Source organism: Mycobacterium sp. UM_CSW (assembly GCF_000455205.1).
Classification (GTDB): Bacteria; Actinomycetota; Actinomycetes; order Mycobacteriales; family Mycobacteriaceae; genus Mycobacterium.
The window spans coordinates 25,948-43,967 of the sequence record NZ_AUWQ01000010.1 but is presented as its reverse complement, the minus strand read 5'-3'; the positions used below and the strand labels follow the sequence as shown (position 1 = coordinate 43,967).

Here is an 18,020-nt window from a genome sequence, read left to right as displayed (position 1 = left end):
TTGTCCGCCGACATGAGCCTGTACCAAACCAGTGCAATGCTGATACGCATGACGAGAAACGAACTCACCGAACAGGTCGTCGTCGCGCGGTTGGCCAGGGGGCTGACCTGGCAGGAGCTGGCCGACGCGATCGACAGGCCGGTGCTATGGACCACGTCGGCGTTGCTGGGCCAGCACCCGATCCCCGCCGAGCTCGGCAAGGTCCTCGTCGAAATGCTCGGCCTCGACGAGTCGGCGGTGCCCGTGCTGGCGGCCCCGCCCATGCGCGGCGGCTTGCCCACCGCCGTGCCGACCGACCCGACCATCTACCGCTTCTACGAAGCCCTCCAGGTGTACGGCGGCGCCATCAAGGAACTCATCCACGAGCAGTTCGGCGACGGCATCATGAGCGCGATCAACTTCAGCGTCGACCTGCAAAAGCGGCCGCACGCCTCGGGTGACCGGGTGGTGGTGACATTCGACGGGAAATTCCTTCCCTACCAGTGGACGTCGGCGGACGACTGACCCACGAAGGTGAAGTGACGGCGCGCGCCGTCCGTGTCACACTGGCCACGAGGAGGCGAGCAACGCGGTGGCCAGGTCTTTTACCTGCCACCGCGTTCGCATGCTCGGTTCATCAGCGCCCGCGGCTCAGAGCCCGAATTCGGCCTCTATTCCGTCGATTCCGGCGCGGATGGCTTTGAGCGCCTCGGCGCGGGCGCGCAATTTGGTTGCGGCATGGGCGTGCTGGTGCAGGCCGGCGAATTCACGCGCGGCCTCCTCGGCGCGGCTGACCACGATCTCGGGCAGCACGATTTCATCGACAAAGCCCGCCGCGAGGGCGGTTTCGCCGAAGAACGTCTTGGCAAGCCCGGCGGCCTGCTGGTAGGCGGACTGTGTCAGCCGCAGTTTCATGATCTCCAGGGCCGCGTACGGGATGACCATGCCGATCGCGACTTCGTTGGCCTGAATGTTGTAGGCGTGGGCGGCCACCCGGTGGTCGCCGGACGACAGCAGGAACGCGCCCATCGCGATGGCATGGCCGGTGCAGGCCATCACCACCGGCTTGGGGTAGGACAGCAGCCGGTAGGCCAGCTCGAAGCCGCCCCGGAGCATGTCGATCGCGGGCTGCGCCTGGCCCGAGGTCAGGATCTTCAGGTCGAAGCCGCCGCTGAACACCCGGTCGTTCCCGGTGATCACCAGCGCCCCGGCGTTGTCACTGTCGGCCCGGTCGATCGCCTCGTTAAGCGCCTGCTGCATGGTCGGGCCCAGCGCGTTGACTTTGCCGTCGTCCATCCTGATGACCGCGATGGAGTCCTGCTTGCTGTAGTGGACCGGGCCGCTCATAAGTTGCTCCTTTTATCCCCGCGTCAGACGTGCTGGCTGCGGTGTTTGGCCAGATCCGCTTCGGCGTTGCCCCAGCGCACGCTGACGTCGGTGGGCTGGTCGAGCAGCCGGGTGCGCCAGCGCTCCTGCGTCTCCTGCACGGCGCCGTTGATCCGCTCGATCTCGCTGCGGAACACCTCGGGGCGCGTCTCCTTGCTCGCGTAGTGGAAGTAGGTCAGCAGCCCGCGCAACAGCTCCAGCTTCTGCTTTTCCCGTTTCGCCAGGTCGTGCGTCGTCATCAACTCAATGCGCTGGACCGGCGGCAGGGCATCCCAGTCCAGCACCACGCTCGTCTGCAGGGCGGGTCGCTCGCCCCGCCAGAACCGCCAACCGCGCGGCTTGTCGGGGCGGTCGTAATAGATCAGGGTCCCGGTGAAGCGGGATTCGATGCCGGTTCCGATTTCGGCGCGGTCGAGCGCCGAGTCCCACACCATGCGCCATTCCTGCCCGGGCGCGAGCACCGGCAACTCGCTCGGAAGCTGCAGTTCTGCGACGTCGGCGTAGCCGTCGGCGGCGTTTTCGTATTCGGCCACCGTCGGCGGATTCGGAAATGAAAAACGGATGTTGTAGGCCGCCGTCTGGCCGAAATTCCTGACCACGAGTTCGATAACGTGCCAGTCGGCGGGATGCGGTTCCATGAACATTGCGACGTGCGGTCGGATCCGCTCCGCGGCCACCCGCCGGTTGAGTCTGAGCTGGCGATTTGTGAAGATCAGCGCGACGACACCCAGCAAGATCGCGGCCCACGCCGCCCACGCCAACCAGGTGCTGGACCCCACATTTGTCACCCCGTGCCAGCCGCCCTGGATCCACCCCATTGAATCCACCCTCCGCTTATATCACAGTGATCTGGCGGGAAATTTTCGCTGAACCGATCGTAGAGGTATTCGGCCCATAAAATTGCCCACGTCAATTACCCGCCCATCAACATTCGCCACTGATCGAGGTCGGCGGCGCGATACACATAGTTTGTGCGCTTGACCTCCGACAGCGAAGCGCTCGGCTCGGCCGAATACCAGTGTCCCGGAAAGACGGTCGGGTCGCCCGGCAGCGCGGCGAGCCGCTGCAGGCTGCGGTACATCTCGTCGGAGTCCCCGCCGGGGAAGTCGGTGCGCCCGCAGCCGTCGAGGAACAGCGTGTCACCGGCGACCAGGCGGTCGCCGAGCAGGAAGCATTGGCTGCCGGGGGTGTGCCCCGGCGTGTGCAGCAGCTCGATCTCGATATCGCCGATGCCGACCTTGTCGTGGCTCTCGTGGGTGGTGAGGTCGCCGAGGCCGATCCCGGTGACCCGCGAAACCCACACGGCTTCATGCGTATTCACATGCACCGGGACGGCCGCCCGCTCCAGCAGCTCGGCCAGGCCCTCCATCTGGAACCCCATCATCGAGCCACCCACGTGGTCGGGGTGATGGTGCGTCACCAGCACGCCGGACAGGTGCATGCCGTCGGCCTCGAGCGCGTCGAGCAGATCACTGGCGGCATACGCGGGGTCGACCACCACGCAGTCGCCGGTCTGGCGGTCCCCGATCAGGTAGGCAAAGTTGCGCATCTGCGTCGCGAACATGTCACCGGCGGCGAAATCGCGACCCGAGAGCAGTTGGCGAAAGTACAACCGGTCCTCTGACACCCGACCAGACTAGTGGCTCGTCCGCGACTCGCCGCTCGGTTCCGGTCACCCTCAGTGGGTATTGTTGGCCCATGAGGAAGGTCGAGATCGAAATCGACGACGAGCTGGTCCAAGAGGCGATACGTCGGTTCCATCTGGCCGACACCCGCGAGGCCGTTCATCTCGCGTTGCGGACCTTGCTTGGTGAGTCGGACCCGGAAGAGAAGGACGGCGAGGAGTACGACGAGTTCAGCGATCTCAGCGCGTGGCAACCCCGTCACGGCGAGGGCGGGTGATCGATTACCGCACCGCCCGCCAACTCGTCTCGGAAGCCGACCAGGGCCACGTCGGTGGTTTGGTGACGTTGCGTCCCAGGCTGTACCCTCTTTTTGGCCCGCGACTGGACCGTCGCTTGGGTGAACGGCCCCCTTAGCTCAGTCGGTAGAGCGTTTCCATGGTAAGGAAAAGGTCAACGGTTCGATTCCGTTAGGGGGCTCGGCGGACGCCGAGCAGGCAGGCGGCCAACACCCCGAAGCGGGGTGGACCAGAGGCGATGTAGCTCAGTCGGTTAGAGCGAACGACTCATAATCGTTAGGTCGCCGGTTCGAGTCCGGCCATCGCTACAAGGCAACAGCACAACAGTGCGACGCGAGAGATTTGAGAGAGAACGGACATGGCTTCCAGTACCGACGTGCGGCCCAAGATCACCTTGGCATGCGAGGTGTGCAAGCACCGCAACTACATCACCAAGAAGAACCGCCGCAACGACCCCGACCGCATGGAGCTGAATAAGTTCTGCCCGAACTGCGGCAAGCACCAGCCCCACCGGGAGACGCGGTAGCCCCGAGGCATTCATCGAGATTGGCTAGGTAGGTTCTAGACCTGTGTCATTGAGCGCAGACATCGTCGGGATGCACTACCGCTACCCCGACTACTACGTCGTGGAGCGGGAGAAGATCCGCGAGTACGCGGTGGCGGTGCAAAACGACGACAAGTCGTTCTACGAGGAGGACGCCGCCGCCGAGCTCGGCTATAAGGCCCTGGTGGCCCCGCTGACCTTCATTTGCGTTTTCGGCTATAAGGCCCAGTCGGCGTTCTTCCAATACGCCAACATTTCGGTCGAGGAAGCGCAGATCGTCCAGGTCGACCAGGTGCTGAAGTTCGCGAAGCCGATCGTGGCGGGTGACAAGCTCTACTGCGATGTGTGGTTGGACTCGATGCGCGAGGCGCACGGCACCCAGATCATCGTGACCAAGAACATCATCACCGATGAGGCAGGTGACATCGTGCAGGAGACCTACACGACCCTGGCGGGCCGTGCCGGCGAAAATGGGGAGGCGGGATTTTCTGATGGCGCTGCGTGAGTTCAGTTCGGTGAAGGTCGGGGACCGGCTGCCGGAGAAGACGTACCCACTGACCCGTCAGGACCTGGTGAACTACGCGGGAGTCTCCGGCGACTTGAACCCGATCCACTGGGACGACGACATCGCCAAGGTCGTCGGGCTGGACACGGTGATCGCGCACGGCATGCTGACGATGGGCATCGGCGGCGGTTACGTGACGTCGTGGGTCGGCGACCCCGGCGCCGTCACGGAATACAACGTGCGGTTCACGGCTGTGGTCCCGGTGCCCAACGACGGCAAGGGTGCCGAGCTGGTCTTCAGCGGCAGGGTGAAATCGGTGGATCCGGACAGCAAGTCGGTCACCATCGCCCTCACGGCCACCACCGGCGGCAAGAAGATCTTCGGTCGGGCGATCGCGTCGGCCAAGCTGGCGTAATCCATGGCTCTCAAAACCGACGTCCGAGGGATGACGTGGATATACCCGGACTACTTCGAGATCGGCCGGGAGCAGAATCGCGCCTTTGCGCGGGCGATCAAGTGCACCGACCGGGCCTGTTTCGACGAGCAAGCGGCCGCCGAGTTGGGGTACGACGCCTTGGTCGTACCGCTCACCTTTGTGTCGATCTTCGCGAAGATCATCCAGGACGATTTCTTCCGGAACGTCGATGTGGGCATGGAGACCATGCAGATCGTCCAGGTCGACCAGCGATTCCAGTACCACACGCCCTTGCTGGTCGGCCACAAGCTCTTCGGTCGTATGGACATCGAATCGGTGGACGAGCGTTTCGGCGCCGACATCGTCGTCACCAAGAACACCTGCACAAACGAGAATGGCGAGGTGCTGCTGCTCGCCTACACCACCCTGATGGGCCACGAGGGCGACAATTCCATCCAGCTCAGGTGGGACAAGGAAACCGGCCAGGTCGTCAGAACCGCGTAATTAGTATCTGACTCCCAGGCCGATGTACACTCGGACCTCGGGGTTTTCCCAGCATCAGCGCGCTTTCCGGGATTCGAGTAATCGGGGAGCGCGCCTGTCATGTAAGCCCCGGCAGGTAAGCGCAGGTTGGCCTGCCAACCGCGAAGGGGCGTAGCTCAACTGGCAGAGCAGCGGTCTCCAAAACCGCAGGTTGCAGGTTCAAGTCCTGTCGCCCCTGCTGACGGACACATGCGGACCGTGCCATGGTGGACACTGGAAGAAGTGCCCCATCATGCGGGACGGCTCGCAGGAAACTAGCAAACAAAGGAGCATGCGGTGAGCGACGAGGGCGACGCAGCCAACGACGCCGCACGCGACGGCGGCGACACTGACGAGAGCCGCGACAGCGGTGGTCGGACGGCCGTGGTGACCCGGCCCCAACGGCCGACCGGCAAGCGGACGCGGCAACGCGTGGCCGACGACTCGGGTTCGTCCGTCGACGCGGAGTCGCCGGACGAGGTCGAGGTCGCCAAGGAGGGCAAGGCCAAGAAGGGCCGGACGGCTCGGACGGCCAAGGCCAAGACCGCGAAGAAGCCCGGCGCCCGTTCGGTCAACCCGATCGCATTCGTCTACAACTACCTCAAGCAGGTCGTTGCGGAGATGCGGAAGGTGATCTGGCCCAACCGCCGGCAGATGCTCACCTACACCTCCGTGGTGCTGGCGTTCCTGGCGTTCATGGTGGCGCTGGTCGGCCTGGCTGATTTCGGCCTGGCCAAACTGGTGCTGCTGGTGTTCGGCTGAGCTTGAGTTATAGGAAGGACCGAAAACCGTGACTACCTTCGACGGTGACACGTCCGCGGGTGAAGCGGTCGACGTGCAAGACGTCGCCGAGACCACCGAGGCCGCCGAGACCAGCGAGGCCCCCGAGACCCTCGAGACCACCGACGCCCCCGGCGAGGAGGCGCAGGCCGAGCCGAGCGAGGAGGTCGAGGACGACCCCGCCGCCGCGCTCAAGGCGGATCTGCGCAGCAAGCCCGGCGACTGGTACGTCATCCACTCCTACGCGGGTTACGAGAACAAGGTGAAAGCCAACCTGGAAACCCGCGTGCAGAACCTGGACGTCGGCGACTACATCTTCCAGGTCGAGGTGCCCACCGAAGAGGTCACCGAGATCAAGAACGGCCAGCGCAAGCAGGTCAACCGCAAGGTACTGCCGGGCTACATCCTGGTGCGGATGGATCTGACCGACGACTCGTGGGCCGCGGTGCGCAACACCCCGGGCGTCACCGGTTTCGTCGGCGCGACATCGCGCCCGTCGGCCCTGGCGCTCGACGACGTGGTGAAGTTCCTGCTGCCGCGGGGGGCGGCGAAGAAGGCCGCCAAGGGCGCAGCCAGCACCGCCACGGTCGCCGAGGCCGGTGGCCTGGAGCGTCCGACCGTCGAGGTCGACTACGAGGTCGGCGAATCGGTGACGGTCATGGACGGACCGTTCGCGACGTTGCCGGCCACCATCAGCGAGGTCAACGGCGAACAGCAGAAGCTCAAGGTGCTGGTATCGATCTTCGGCCGCGAAACCCCCGTCGAATTGACGTTCAGCCAAGTCTCGAAGATCTAGCCGGGCGAATTCAGCCCAGTAGCAAGGAAGGAACCAAAACATCTCATGGCCCCGAAGAAGAAGGTCGTCGGGCTGATCAAGCTGCAGATCCAGGCCGGGCAGGCCAACCCCGCCCCACCGGTCGGCCCCGCGCTAGGCCAGCACGGCGTCAACATCATGGAGTTCTGCAAGGCGTACAACGCCGCGACTGAAAACCAGCGCGGCAACGTCATCCCGGTGGAGATCACGGTCTACGAGGACCGCAGCTTCACCTTCGCGCTCAAGACGCCGCCGGCCGCCAAGCTGCTACTCAAGGCCGCCGGCGTGGGCAAGGGCTCGGCCGAGCCGCACAAGACCAAGGTCGCCAAGGTCAGCTGGGATCAGGTCAAAGAGATCGCCGAGACCAAGAAGGCGGACCTCAACGCCAACGACATCGACGCCGCCGCCAAGATCATCGCCGGTACCGCCCGGTCGATGGGCATTACCGTCGAATAGCACCACTCGTCGGGTGACGATGCGGGCCGGTACGGCCCGAGGAGGAATCCGACAAATCAGACCTCGTGGGAGGGCCAGCTTCGGCCCGCTAACCACGACCCAACACCAGATTGGATGAATCAATGAGCAAGAACAGCAAGGCATACCGCGCCGCCGCCGAGAAGGTGGACCGCGACAACCTGTACACCCCGCTTCAGGCGGCCAAGCTCGCCAAGGAGACGTCGTCGGCCAAGCAGGACGCGACCGTCGAGGTGGCGATCCGGCTCGGCGTCGACCCGCGTAAGGCCGACCAGATGGTCCGCGGCACCGTCAACCTGCCGCACGGCACCGGTAAGACGGCCCGGGTCGCGGTCTTCGCCGTCGGCGACAAGGCCGAGCAGGCGCAGGCCGCCGGCGCGGACATCGTCGGCAGCGACGACCTGATCGAGAAGATCCAGGGCGGGTTCCTCGACTTCGACGCCGCGATCGCCACCCCCGACCAGATGGCCAAGGTCGGCCGCATCGCCCGGATCCTGGGTCCGCGCGGCCTGATGCCGAACCCCAAGACCGGCACCGTCACGCCCGACGTCGCCAAGGCCGTGGCCGACATCAAGGGCGGCAAGATCAACTTCCGGGTGGACAAGCAGGCCAACCTGCACTTCGTCATCGGCAAGGCGTCGTTCGACGAGAAGAGCCTGGCGGAGAACTACGGCGCCGCGATCGACGAGGTGCTGCGGCTCAAGCCGTCGTCGTCGAAGGGGCGCTACCTGAAGAAGATCACGGTGTCGACGACCACGGGCCCGGGCATCCCGGTGGACCCGGCCGTCACCCGCAACTTCGCGGAGGCGTAGTGAGTCGGCGCCTCAGGGCGCCGACGAACGCAGCCGACCATCGATCGCGAGGCCTGATTTCGCGGCGGCCTAACCGCCGCACTCGGCGATGCGGCGCCGCAGGAACTCGCGGCCCGGCTCGGAGCCGTTGGACTGCAACGCCGTTCGGTACCACTGCACGGCTTCGGCGGGCCGTCCCGCGCGCCGAAGCAGATCGGCGCGCAGCGTCGCCACGAGATTCGAGCGGCCCAGCCGGGGATCGTCCGCCGCCCTGTCCAGCGCCGCCAGGCCCGCCTCGGGGCCGTCGCGGAAGCCGATCGCGATCGCGCGGTTGGCGCGGGCCACCGGGGAGTCCGTCATCGACAGCAGCCGGTCGTAGGCCGCGCAGATGGTGACCCAATCCGTTTGCTCCCAGGACGGCGCCGTCGCGTGCAGCGCGGCGATCACCGCTTGCGGCAGGTAAGGGCCGGTCGATCCCTCGGCCCGCCGTAACCGGTCCAGCCCGCGGGCGATGCGGCCGCGGTCCCAGCGGCGGCGGTCCTGCTCCTCGAGCGGCACCAGCAGCCCGTCGGCGTCCACCCGGGTCGCGCGCCGCGAATCGTGCAGCAGCACAAGGGCGGCCAGCGCGTGGGCCTCGGGCTCGTGCGGCATCAGCCCGCACAGCTCCTGTGCCAGCCGGACCCCTTCGTCGCACAGTTCGTCGCGGATCGCCGACGGGCCGGCGGTCGACCAATAGCCCTCGGTGAACACCGAGTAGATGCAGCCGAGCACATGCGGTGTGCGCTCGGGCAGCAGCTCGGCGGGTGGCACCCGCAGCGGGATGTTGGCGTGCCGAACCTTGTTCTTGGCGCGCGTGATTCGCTGCCCGACGGCCGCCTCGCTCTGCAGCAGCGCGCGGGCGATCTCGCCGACGGTCAGCCCGGACACCAACCGCAGCGTGAGCGCCAGCTGCGACGGCCGGTCCAGCGCCGGGTGCGCGCAGGTGAACATCATCCGCAGCTCGTCGTCGACGACGGGGTGCGGGTCGGTGTGATCGGTGCGCGCCCGAATCTCGTCCACCACAGCCGCCAATTCCTTTCCGGGGCGCACCGATTCGCGGCGCAGCCGGTCCCGCGCGCGGTTGCGGGCGACGGTCACCAGCCAGCCGCCGGGGCTGTCGGGCACGCCGTCGCGAGACCAGGTGTGCAGCGCCTCGGCGCAGGCCTCCTGGACGGCGTCCTCCGCAACCGTGAGGTCGCCGGACCACCGCGCGAGCGCGGCGACGGCCGGACCCCACTCCCGGCGGAAGACGCCGTCCAGGCCTGTCATCGGCTGGGCTAGAGCGCGGAGATCCCGGCCAGCTGCCGCAACTGCACGGTCGAGGCGGGGATCATCGACGCGACCTTGACGGCCTCGTCGCGATCCGCGGCGCCGAGCAGGTAGATGCCCGTGGCGATTTCGGCTCCCTCGACATACGGGCCGTCGGTAATCAGGACCTCGCCGTTGCGCACCCGCACGGTCGTCGCCGTGGACCGGTCGTGCAACGCGGCACCGCCGATGATGTGGTCGCCGGCGGCCGCGTGCAGATCGGCGTGCTTCGCGGCCACGGCCTCCCACTCCGGTGTGCCCGGCGTGTGTGCGGATTCGGCCGGCTCCAACAGCAGCGCGAGCCAGTCGTTGCCGGTGAGCTTGCGGGACAGGTCAACCGAGTGGACCGCGGGCCACACCTCCACCGCGCCGAACTTGGCGAGCGGGACATCGCGCGCCAGCGCCAGCGCCTCGTCGAGGTTTTCCGCTTCGAACACGTAGAAGCCGCAGGCCACCTCCGCGGCCTCGGCGAACGGGCCGTCGGTGACGACCGGCGCGTCCGCGCCACCGGTGATGACCACCGCCGCGGCGGCGGGGGCCAGCGCATCCCCGGATTTGATCGCGGGCCCGGCTTTGGCGTGGAAGCTCTCCCATTCGGCCATCGCGGCGGCCGCGTCGTCAGGTGAGCGGTCTTGCTCCTGGCTGATCAACAGTGCTACGTACTGCATTTGTCGTCACCTCCGGTAGTGAGCGAAACCCCGTGTTCCACTCTCTACCTACTCGACGAACGGCGCAGCCCCGATCCGACAGTCGCCGCGGAAAACTTAGGAGGCGGAGACGGCACCCGGCTTGAGGTAGGTCACCAGGCTGCAGTCGAGCAACTCGTAGTCGAAGTAGTACTCGCAGCCGCGCAGGTACTTCATGTACCGCTCGTAGACCTCTTCGGAGGTGATTTCGATGGCCTTGTCCCGGTTGGCTTCGAGCGCATCGCCCCACATGTGCAGCGTTCTGATGTAGTGCGGCCGCAGCGAAAGCGGTTCGGGAACAACGAAACCGGCCTTCTCGCCATGCTCGACCATCATCTCGGTGGACGGCAATCGGCCGCCCGGGAATATCTCGGTGACGATGAACTTGATGAACCGCACCGTCTCGAAAGTGATCTTTTTGCCGCGGGCGGCCATGTCGTAGGGGTGGTAGCTCACGCTGCTTTGAATGGTCATCCGGCCGTCGTCGGGCATGATGTCGAAACACCGCTTGAAGAAGTCGGGGTAGTTCTCATGCCCGAAGTGCTCGAAGGCCTCGATCGACACGATCCGGTCGACCGGGTCGGTGAAGTCCTCCCAGCCGTGCAGGCGAACCTCGCGCGAGCGGCCGGTGTCGAGCGCCCCAAGCACCTTTTCGCTGCGGGCGTGCTGGTTCTTGGACAGCGTCAGGCCGATTACGTTGACGTCGTACTTCTCGACCGCGCGCTTCATGGTGGTCCCCCAGCCGCAGCCGATGTCGAGCAGCGTCATGCCCGGCTTGAGGTCGAGCTTGTCCAGGTTGAGATCGATCTTGGCCAGCTGGGCTTCCTCGAGGGTTAAATCCGGCGGCTCGAAGTAGGCGCAGCTGTAGGTCCGGGTCGGGTCCTGGAACAAGGCGAAGAAGTCGTCGGAGACGTCGTAGTGCGCCTGAATGTCTTCGAAGCGCGTCCGCGTCTTCGTCGGGCTCGGTTGCTCAGCCATTCTCGTCTTGCTCTCCTGAAATCACGTTCGCCGCCTGAACTGCAGGTATGCCGCGTGGCGTTGTCTGGCCTGCAACGATACCCAAGGTCACTTCACGAGCGTGAATTGGTCGCAGTCGACGTAGCCGGTCCTGAATCCCTTGGCGCAGCCGGTCAGATATTTCATGTACCGTTCGTACACCTCTTCGGACTGGATCGCGATGGCCTCGTCCCTGTGCGCCTCGAGCGCCTCGGCCCAGAAATCCAGGGTCCGGGCGAAGTCCGGCTGCAGTGACTGCATGCGGGTTATTTTGAATCCGGCCCGCTCCGAGTGTTCCTGGACTTTCTCGATCGTCGGCAGCCGGCCGCCCGGGAAGATGTCGGTCACGATGAACCTGATGAACTTGGCCAATTCCATCGTCACTGGTATGCCGCGCTCAATGAGCTGCCTTCCGTGCAACCCCGTGATCGTGTGCAGCAGCATCACACCGTCGGCCGGCAGAGCCGCGTAGGCGTACTTGAAGAAATCGTCGTAGCGGTCAAAGCCGAAGTGCTCCAACGCTTCGATGACGACGATGCGGTCGACCGACTCGCCGAACTCTGCCCAATCCCGCAGCAGCACCCGTCGCGAACGCGTGCTGTCGACGCCATCGAGCAGTTGTTGGCAGTACGCATGCTGGTTCTTGGACAAGGTCAGCCCGACGACGTTGACGTCGTAGCGCTCAATGGCGCGTTTCATCGTCGAGCCCCAGCCGCAGCCGATGTCGAGCAGCGTCATGCCGGGCTCGAGCCCCAGCTTGTCCAGCGTCAGGTCGAGCTTGGCCAACTGCGCTTCCTGCAGGGTCATGTCCTCGCGCGCGAAGTAAGCGCAGCTGTAGGTGCGGGTTGGGTCGACAAACAGTGCAAAGAACTCGTCCGAAAGGTCGTAATGTGCCTGGACATCGCTGATATTGGATCGCGTGCGTGTGGGGACCGATGATTTGTCAGACATGTGCCCTCCCGATGGACGCACACCTGGACCAGGTGTCCATCCCCGGGGGACCCTACACCGGGCGGAGCCGCATAATTTGCATTTACGACCGCGTGCCCCGGGTTTCTGGCGGTACCGCTATTTCTCCAGAGTGAACTGGTTGACATCGATGTAGCCGATCCGGAACGCGTCGGCGCAACCGGTCAGGTACTTCATGTACCGCTCGTAGACCTCTTCGGACTGGATCGCGATGGCCTCGTCCCGGTGCGCCTCGAGGGCCGCGGCCCACAGGTCGAGGGTCCGGGCGTAATGCGGCTGCAGCGACTGCCGGCGCGTCAACGTGAACCCCGCCTGCGCCGAACGCTCCTGGACCATCTCGATCGACGGCAACCGCCCGCCCGGGAAGATCTCGGTGACGATGAACTTGATGAAGCGCGCCGTCTCGAACGTCAGCGGAATGCCGCGCTCGGCGCATTGCGGGCCCGTCAGCCCGGTGATCGTGTGCAGCAGCATCACCCCGTCGGTGGGGAGGACTCTGTGTGCGAGCTTGAAGAAATCGTCGTAGCGGTCGTGGCCGAAGTGCTCGAACGCGCCGATCGACACGATGCGGTCGACGGGCTCGTCGAACTGCTCCCAGCCGGCCAGCAACACCCGCTTGCTGCGCGGGCTGTCCATGGCGTCGAACGACTTCTGCACATGGGCCGCTTGGTTTTTCGACAACGTCAGGCCCACGACGTTGACGTCGTATTTCTCGATCGCCCGGCGCATGGTGGCGCCCCAGCCGCAGCCGACGTCGAGCAGCGTCATGCCCGCCCGCAGGCCCAACTTGCCCAGGGCCAGGTCGATCTTGGCGAGCTGCGCCTCTTCCAGCGTCATGTCGTCACGCTCGAAGTAGGCGCAGCTGTACGTCTGGGTCGGGTCGAGGAACAGGCGGAAGAAGTCGTCGGATAGGTCGTAGTGCGCCTGCACGTCGTCGAAGTGCGGCGTCAGATCCTTGGCCATGGCGTTATGTTCCTCCCTCGGTGCCGGCCGGCCACCTCACTTCGTCAGGGTGTACTGACCCACGTTGGAGATGCCTTTGCGGAAGAGGTTCGCGCAGCCGGTGAGATAGCGCATGTAGCGGTCGTAGACCTCTTCGGACTGAATGGCGATCGCGCGTTCGCGATTGCCCCGCAGATTGGCCGCCCACATGTCGAGCGTCCGCGCGTAGTGCGGATGCAGGTATTGGATCTCATCGACCGTGAACCCAGCGGCTCGAGCATTGTCGACGATGTCGGCCTCGCTGCACATCCCGCCGCCCGGAAAGATCTCCGTTCCGAGAAAGCGAAAGAATCGCAGGTCGCTCATCGTCACCTTGATGCCGTGCTCGCGCCAGTACGTCTGTGGATGGGTGAAGATGCTGTGCAACAGCATGCGACCGTCGTCGGGGAGGACGTCGTACGAGCGCTCGAAGAACGTGCCGTAGCGCTCCTTGTGGAAGGCGTCGAAGGCCTCGATCGTGATGATCCGGTCGACCCGCTCGTCGAACTCCTCCCAGCCCTGCAACCGCGCCTCGGCGTGTCGTGTCGTTGGGATGGCCGCAAGCCTGGCCTTGCTGCGCTCGTAGTGGTTGCGGGACAAGGTAAGTCCGATGACGTTGACGTCGTACTTCTCCACCGCGCGGACCAGCGCCCCGCCCCAGCCGCACCCGACGTCGAGCAGCGTCATGCCGGGCTGAAGCTGCAGCTTGTCCAGCGCCAGATCCAATTTGGCGAGTTGTGCCTCTTCGAGCGTCATGTCGTCGCGCTCGAAGTATGCGCAGGTGTAGACCCAGGTTGGGTCAAGGAACAGACCGAAGAAGTCGTCCGAAATGTCGTACGCCGCTTGCGAGTCTGCGTAATACGGTTCCAGCTCCGCCATTATTCGACATCCTCCCAACGCCATACCGTACAACGGGGTAAGAGCGTCCGTGAAATCACAAAAGCGCTCCGGAAACCGGCCGAGCCTGGCCTCTAGCTGGCGTCGGCGAAGTTGCTAGTCAGCACGCCGATCAGCCGATCCCACAACTGCTGAGGCAGGTCGTGGCCCATGCCGTCAAACAAGACTAGTCGAGCGCCGTCGATGGCGCGCGCGACGGCGCGGCCGCCGGAGGGTGGCATCAGTTTGTCCGCGCGGCCGTGGATCACCACGGTCGGCGCGACCGTGCGCCGGTTGTAACGCAGCAGGCTGCCGCTGGCCATGATCGCGCTGAAATGCCGGGCGACGCCCCAGGGGTAGTAGCTGCGTTCGTAACCCTCGACCGCCTCGGCGCGCACCTGCTCCTCGGGCGCGCGGTAGCGCGGGCTGCCGGTGATCTTGGTGACCCGCACGACGTTGTCGACGATCACGTCGAGCGGCGAGCCGGGCGGCGGCCCCTTGAGCACCGCAAGCAGGGCGCGCGGGGCGGGCGGCGGCAAGAACGGGCGATTGTTGCTGGAGAAGATGACCGCCAGGCTCTTGGTCCGCTCGGCGAATCGCGCCGCGAAGACCTGCGCGATCATGCCGCCCATCGACGCCCCGACGATGTGGGCGCGCTCGATGCCCAGGTGATCCAGCACGGCGGCCGCGTCGTCGGCCAGGTCTTCCAGCGCGTAGGCCGCCTCGGCGCGCAGCCCGAACCAGAACCGCAGCAGCCGCGGGACCATGGGCTGGCCGGCGCCCGACTTCGGCGTCTTGCTGGACAGGCCGACGTCGCGATTGTCGTACCGGATGACCCGCAACCCCTGGCCGACGAGCTTCTCGCAGAACGCAGTCCGCCACAGCAGCAGCTGCGCGCCCAGACCCATGATCAGCAGCACGGGCGGGTCGTCGACGTCACCCATGTCCTCGTAGTAGAGCTTGACGTCGCCCGAGATCGCGGTGCCGGTGCGGATTTCCATCGGGCAGCCCTAGACCTCCACGTCGGTCTGGTGCTCGCGGCTGACCTCGACCATGAAGTTGGCGAAGTAACCCGTCAGCTGCGGGTCCGACATCATCTGCCACTTCGGGGCGAGCAGCTTCATGTACCGCTCGACGTAGAGGAACTGCTTGCCGATGAGCACCAGCTCCCGGGGCAGCTTGACGTCGTAGGCGTCGGCCAGCGTCGACAGCTGCCGGCCGATGTCGGCGTAGGACATGTCGCCCAGCGTCTGCATGGTCAGCGGGGTGGCGAAGCGCTCCAGGTCCTTGGCGGCCTGGGCCTCGGGCTTCATGGTGCCGACGGCGCCCATCAGCACCACGATCTTGCCGGCCGAGGCGTGGTCCTTCTTCACCAGCAGCGCGTACACCAGCTCGCGCAGCAGCCAGCGGGTGCGGGGGTCGATGCGGCCCATGATGCCGAAGTCGAAGAACACGATGCGGCCCTGATCGTCGACGTAGAGGTTGCCGGCGTGCAGGTCACCGTGGAACAGCCCGTGCCGCAGCCCGCCCTCGAAGAGGGAGAACAACAGCGCCTTCACCAGCTCGGTGCCGTCGAAGCCGGCCTTGCGGATGGCGGCGACGTCGTCGATGCGGATGCCGTGCACGCGTTCCATGGTCAGCACCCGGTCGCTGGTGAAGTCCCAGTGCACCTGCGGCACCCGGATGTTCTTGCCCAGCGGGGAGGCGTGCAGGTGCGACACCCAGGCCTCCATCGACTGCGCCTCGAGGCGGAAGTTCAGCTCCTCGGCCAGGTTGTCGGAGAAGTCGGCGACCACGTCCTGGGCCGAGAGCCGACGGCCGAGCTTGGCCAGCTCGACCGCCTGGGCGAAGCGCTTGAGGATCTGCAGGTCTGCGGCGACCCGGCGGCGGATGCCCGGCCGCTGGATCTTTACGACGACCTCCTCGCCGGTGTGCAGGGTGGCGTAGTGCACCTGCGCAATCGACGCCGACGCGAACGGCGTTTCGTCCCACTTGGCGAACAGTTCGGCGGGGTCGGCGCCCAGCTCCTCGACGAAGAGCTTGTGCACCTCTTTGGCGTCGGCGGGTGGCACCCGGTCGAGCAGGCCGCGGAACTCGCGCGACAGCGACTCGCCGAACGCGCCGGGGCTGGACGCGATGATCTGCCCGAACTTCACGTACGTGGGACCCAGGTCGGCGAACGTGTTGGGCAGCTGCTTGATCACCTTCTGCTGCCACGGCCCCTTGCTCGGCAGCTTGGTGAGGATGTTTGCGGCGGCGCGGGTGACCTGCCAGCCGGTGGCTGCTACCCGGGCCGCTTCGACCGGCAACGGCACCCGGTCGAGCTTGGCCACCTCGCGGTGCTTGGTAGTAGTCATCTGTGCAGTCTGCCAAATCGAGACTGTCAAGTCCCAATTCCTGTGAGCGCGCTCACCGGCGTGGCGATCGCGAGCGCGGCGCAGCCGGGCGAAGCGGGTCGCCACTATCAGCGCAGTCGCCGAGCGCGAAGTTCTCGGTGAGCGTTTCGATGATCGGCCGCCAGACCTGTTTGGGGAGGTCGTGTCCCATCCCGTCGATCACCACGAACCGCGCCCCGGGGATGGCCGCGGCGACGGCGCGCCCGTTGCGCGGCCGCACCATCGGGTCCGCCGAACCGTGCAGCACGACGGTCGGGGCGGTGATCGCCTTGCTGTAACCCAGCAGGCTGCCGGTGCCCAGCACGGCGTCGAATTGGCGCAGCATGCCCGGCGGGTAGCTGCAGCGGTCGGCGAGTTGGCGCACCCGGTCGCGCAGCTCGGCCTCGGGCGGCAGGAAGTTGGGGCCGTTGAACACCGCGACGTTGCGCACCTCGAAGGCCAATTTCTCCTCGGGCGAGGCGTCCTTGGGCGGCGGATCGAAGGCCAGCCTGATGACGCGCCAGGCCGGCAACGCGGCGAACGGCTTGCCGGTGCTCGACATGATGATGCCGAGCGACGCCACCCGGTGCGGCTCGGTGGCGGCCACGATCTGCGCGATCATCCCGCCCAGCGAGGCGCCCACCACGTGCGCCCGGCCGACGCCCAGATGGTCCAGCAAGGCCACCACGTCGCCGGCCATGTCGATCAGCGTGTAGGGCACCGGGCTGGGCCGGCCCAGCAGGTAACGCCCGACGCGCCGGTACACCGAGCCGGCGGCCCGCAGCCCGTGCATCTTGGCCGACAGCCCGGTGTCGCGGTGGTCGAAGCGGATGACGCGGTAACCCGCGTCGAGGAGTTGCGCGCAAAACCCGTCGGGCCACATGGGCAGCTGGGCGCCCAGGCCCATGATGAGCAGCGCGGGCGGCGCGGCCGGGTCGCCGAGATCCTCGTAGTAGAGCTCGACCGGGCCGTGCGGCGTCTCGCGGCGCGCGATGCCGCTTTCGATTTGACCTATTTGCGCCAGGGCTGGACCCATCCCTCGATCTGCCAATTCTCCAGCCCGGCGATCAGCTCGTACATGGTGGCGCCGTCGATGGATTCCCGGACGATGTCGGCGTGCCCGGCGTGGCGGGCCAGCTCGTTGATCACGTGCAGGATCACCCAGCGCACCGACCACGCCTTCTGGTCCTTCGGGAACCAGGGGATGTCCTGCGGCACGGGCACCGTGGCGTCGAGGTCGGCGGTTTCGACCAGCCGCAGCGACTCCGCGTTCTGCGTTTCGAACGCCCGCAGCAGCCCGGCCAGCGTCTCGTCGGGTCGCATCACGTGCTGGTCGCCGAACTCCTTGGCGATCTGCTCGAACGGCCGGGGATCCTTCGGCGGCAGGTCCGGCGCGGCGGCGACGCGGGCCATCCAGTTGCGTTGCATGGCCGTAACGTGCTTGACCAGCCCGCCGACCGACAGCGCGCTGACCGACGGCGTGGAGCGGGCCTGCTCGTCGGTGAGACCGTACGAGACGGCGAAATAGGCGCTTTGGTGGAACGCCAGGAATTCGCGCAGGGCGTTGCGTTCGTCGGTGACGGGCGGGGCGAGTGCGGGCATGGCCCGATCCTAGGTCGAGATGCCGACACGTCGGCCGGTTGCGCCGTAAGGTGCGGG

Annotated in this window: 23 protein-coding genes and 3 tRNA genes; 13 read left to right on the top strand and 13 right to left on the bottom strand. The window is 66.1% G+C overall.

The annotated features are described in order from the left end of the window. Positions 1-36 precede the first annotated feature (36 nt). Positions 37-504, top strand: a complete 468-nt coding sequence (gene cynS / locus N415_RS03885; protein WP_068104729.1) for a cyanase — start codon at positions 37-39, stop codon at positions 502-504. A gap of 126 nt (positions 505-630) precedes the next feature. Here cynS and N415_RS03880 read toward each other — a convergent pair whose 3' ends face one another. From N415_RS03880 to N415_RS03870, 3 genes are all read right to left on the bottom strand, one after another. Then, a complete protein-coding gene (locus N415_RS03880) occupies positions 631-1,326 on the bottom strand; it encodes a crotonase/enoyl-CoA hydratase family protein (RefSeq protein WP_068104656.1) in 696 nt (231 codons plus the stop codon). A 23-nt stretch (positions 1,327-1,349) separates the two neighbouring features. Next, a complete protein-coding gene (locus N415_RS03875; protein WP_068177388.1) occupies positions 1,350-2,183 on the bottom strand; it encodes a hypothetical protein in 834 nt (277 codons plus the stop codon). Positions 2,184-2,278: 95 nt separating this feature from the next. Next, positions 2,279-2,992, bottom strand: coding sequence for an MBL fold metallo-hydrolase (locus tag N415_RS03870; RefSeq protein ID WP_068177385.1), 714 nt, complete (start codon positions 2,990-2,992; stop codon positions 2,279-2,281). Positions 2,993-3,063: 71 nt separating this feature from the next. Here N415_RS03870 and N415_RS03865 point away from each other — a divergent pair, with 71 nt between their 5' ends. The 12 genes from N415_RS03865 to rplA all read left to right on the top strand — a co-directional run bounded on the left by N415_RS03865 (position 3,064) and on the right by rplA (position 8,152). Continuing rightward, on the top strand, positions 3,064-3,267 hold the full coding sequence (locus N415_RS03865; RefSeq protein ID WP_068104650.1) for a type II toxin-antitoxin system VapB family antitoxin: 204 nt from the start codon (positions 3,064-3,066) through the stop codon (positions 3,265-3,267). 127 nt (positions 3,268-3,394) lie between these two features. Beyond that, positions 3,395-3,467, top strand: a tRNA-Thr gene (locus N415_RS03860). Positions 3,468-3,520: 53 nt separating this feature from the next. Further along, a tRNA-Met gene (locus tag N415_RS03855) sits at positions 3,521-3,594 on the top strand. 50 nt (positions 3,595-3,644) lie between these two features. Next, positions 3,645-3,812 carry a 50S ribosomal protein L33 gene (rpmG, locus tag N415_RS03850; RefSeq protein WP_068177383.1) on the top strand — a complete coding sequence of 56 codons (168 nt, stop codon included), beginning with the start codon at positions 3,645-3,647 and terminating at the stop codon, positions 3,810-3,812. 43 nt (positions 3,813-3,855) lie between these two features. After that, positions 3,856-4,335, top strand: a complete 480-nt coding sequence (gene hadA / locus N415_RS03845) for a (3R)-hydroxyacyl-ACP dehydratase subunit HadA (RefSeq protein ID WP_068104648.1) — start codon at positions 3,856-3,858, stop codon at positions 4,333-4,335. Next, positions 4,322-4,750: a (3R)-hydroxyacyl-ACP dehydratase subunit HadB gene (gene hadB, locus N415_RS03840; RefSeq protein WP_068177381.1), complete on the top strand. Its 429-nt coding sequence runs from the start codon at positions 4,322-4,324 to the stop codon at positions 4,748-4,750. The genes hadA and hadB overlap by 14 nt, the downstream gene beginning before the upstream one ends. A gap of 3 nt (positions 4,751-4,753) precedes the next feature. Further along, positions 4,754-5,254: a (3R)-hydroxyacyl-ACP dehydratase subunit HadC gene (gene hadC, locus N415_RS03835; RefSeq protein ID WP_068104644.1), complete on the top strand. Its 501-nt coding sequence runs from the start codon at positions 4,754-4,756 to the stop codon at positions 5,252-5,254. A gap of 144 nt (positions 5,255-5,398) precedes the next feature. Then, positions 5,399-5,471, top strand: a tRNA-Trp gene (locus N415_RS03830). Positions 5,472-5,569: 98 nt separating this feature from the next. Next, positions 5,570-6,034 carry a preprotein translocase subunit SecE gene (gene secE, locus N415_RS03825; protein WP_068177379.1) on the top strand — a complete coding sequence of 155 codons (465 nt, stop codon included), beginning with the start codon at positions 5,570-5,572 and terminating at the stop codon, positions 6,032-6,034. 28 nt (positions 6,035-6,062) lie between these two features. Continuing rightward, complete coding sequence (gene nusG, locus N415_RS03820) at positions 6,063-6,848, top strand: transcription termination/antitermination protein NusG (protein ID WP_068177377.1); 786 nt, start codon at positions 6,063-6,065, stop codon at positions 6,846-6,848. Between the two features lie 45 nt (positions 6,849-6,893). Beyond that, the gene (gene rplK, locus N415_RS03815; protein ID WP_066907205.1) at positions 6,894-7,322 is read left to right on the top strand and encodes a 50S ribosomal protein L11; all 429 of its coding nucleotides are present in this window, start codon (positions 6,894-6,896) and stop codon (positions 7,320-7,322) included. Between the two features lie 122 nt (positions 7,323-7,444). Next, on the top strand, positions 7,445-8,152 hold the full coding sequence (rplA, locus tag N415_RS03810; RefSeq protein WP_068177375.1) for a 50S ribosomal protein L1: 708 nt from the start codon (positions 7,445-7,447) through the stop codon (positions 8,150-8,152). Between the two features lie 69 nt (positions 8,153-8,221). On the opposite strand, the gene N415_RS03805 is transcribed toward rplA, so the two are convergent. The 10 genes from N415_RS03805 to N415_RS03760 all read right to left on the bottom strand — a co-directional run bounded on the left by N415_RS03805 (position 8,222) and on the right by N415_RS03760 (position 17,963). Next, entirely contained in the window at positions 8,222-9,439 is a 1,218-nt protein-coding gene (locus N415_RS03805; protein WP_068177373.1) for a sigma-70 family RNA polymerase sigma factor, read from the bottom strand. A gap of 8 nt (positions 9,440-9,447) precedes the next feature. Beyond that, positions 9,448-10,146: a YciI family protein gene (locus tag N415_RS03800; protein WP_068177370.1), complete on the bottom strand. Its 699-nt coding sequence runs from the start codon at positions 10,144-10,146 to the stop codon at positions 9,448-9,450. A 96-nt stretch (positions 10,147-10,242) separates the two neighbouring features. Next, positions 10,243-11,142, bottom strand: coding sequence for a hydroxymycolate synthase MmaA4 (mmaA4, locus tag N415_RS03795; protein WP_068177369.1), 900 nt, complete (start codon positions 11,140-11,142; stop codon positions 10,243-10,245). Between the two features lie 87 nt (positions 11,143-11,229). Beyond that, positions 11,230-12,111, bottom strand: a complete 882-nt coding sequence (locus N415_RS03790; protein WP_068177367.1) for a cyclopropane mycolic acid synthase family methyltransferase — start codon at positions 12,109-12,111, stop codon at positions 11,230-11,232. 117 nt (positions 12,112-12,228) lie between these two features. Continuing rightward, positions 12,229-13,092 carry a cyclopropane mycolic acid synthase MmaA2 gene (mmaA2, locus tag N415_RS03785; protein ID WP_068177365.1) on the bottom strand — a complete coding sequence of 288 codons (864 nt, stop codon included), beginning with the start codon at positions 13,090-13,092 and terminating at the stop codon, positions 12,229-12,231. A gap of 36 nt (positions 13,093-13,128) precedes the next feature. Continuing rightward, entirely contained in the window at positions 13,129-13,989 is an 861-nt protein-coding gene (locus N415_RS03780; RefSeq protein WP_068177363.1) for a cyclopropane mycolic acid synthase family methyltransferase, read from the bottom strand. Between the two features lie 92 nt (positions 13,990-14,081). Then, positions 14,082-14,987, bottom strand: a complete 906-nt coding sequence (locus tag N415_RS03775; protein WP_068177361.1) for an alpha/beta fold hydrolase — start codon at positions 14,985-14,987, stop codon at positions 14,082-14,084. Positions 14,988-14,996: 9 nt separating this feature from the next. Continuing rightward, positions 14,997-16,343, bottom strand: coding sequence for an AarF/ABC1/UbiB kinase family protein (locus N415_RS03770; RefSeq protein WP_068177359.1), 1,347 nt, complete (start codon positions 16,341-16,343; stop codon positions 14,997-14,999). Positions 16,344-16,395: 52 nt separating this feature from the next. Further along, positions 16,396-17,397, bottom strand: coding sequence for an alpha/beta fold hydrolase (locus N415_RS03765; protein WP_081665053.1), 1,002 nt, complete (start codon positions 17,395-17,397; stop codon positions 16,396-16,398). Next, complete coding sequence (locus tag N415_RS03760; RefSeq protein WP_068177358.1) at positions 17,373-17,963, bottom strand: DinB family protein; 591 nt, start codon at positions 17,961-17,963, stop codon at positions 17,373-17,375. The genes N415_RS03765 and N415_RS03760 overlap by 25 nt, the downstream gene beginning before the upstream one ends. Positions 17,964-18,020 lie beyond the last annotated feature (57 nt).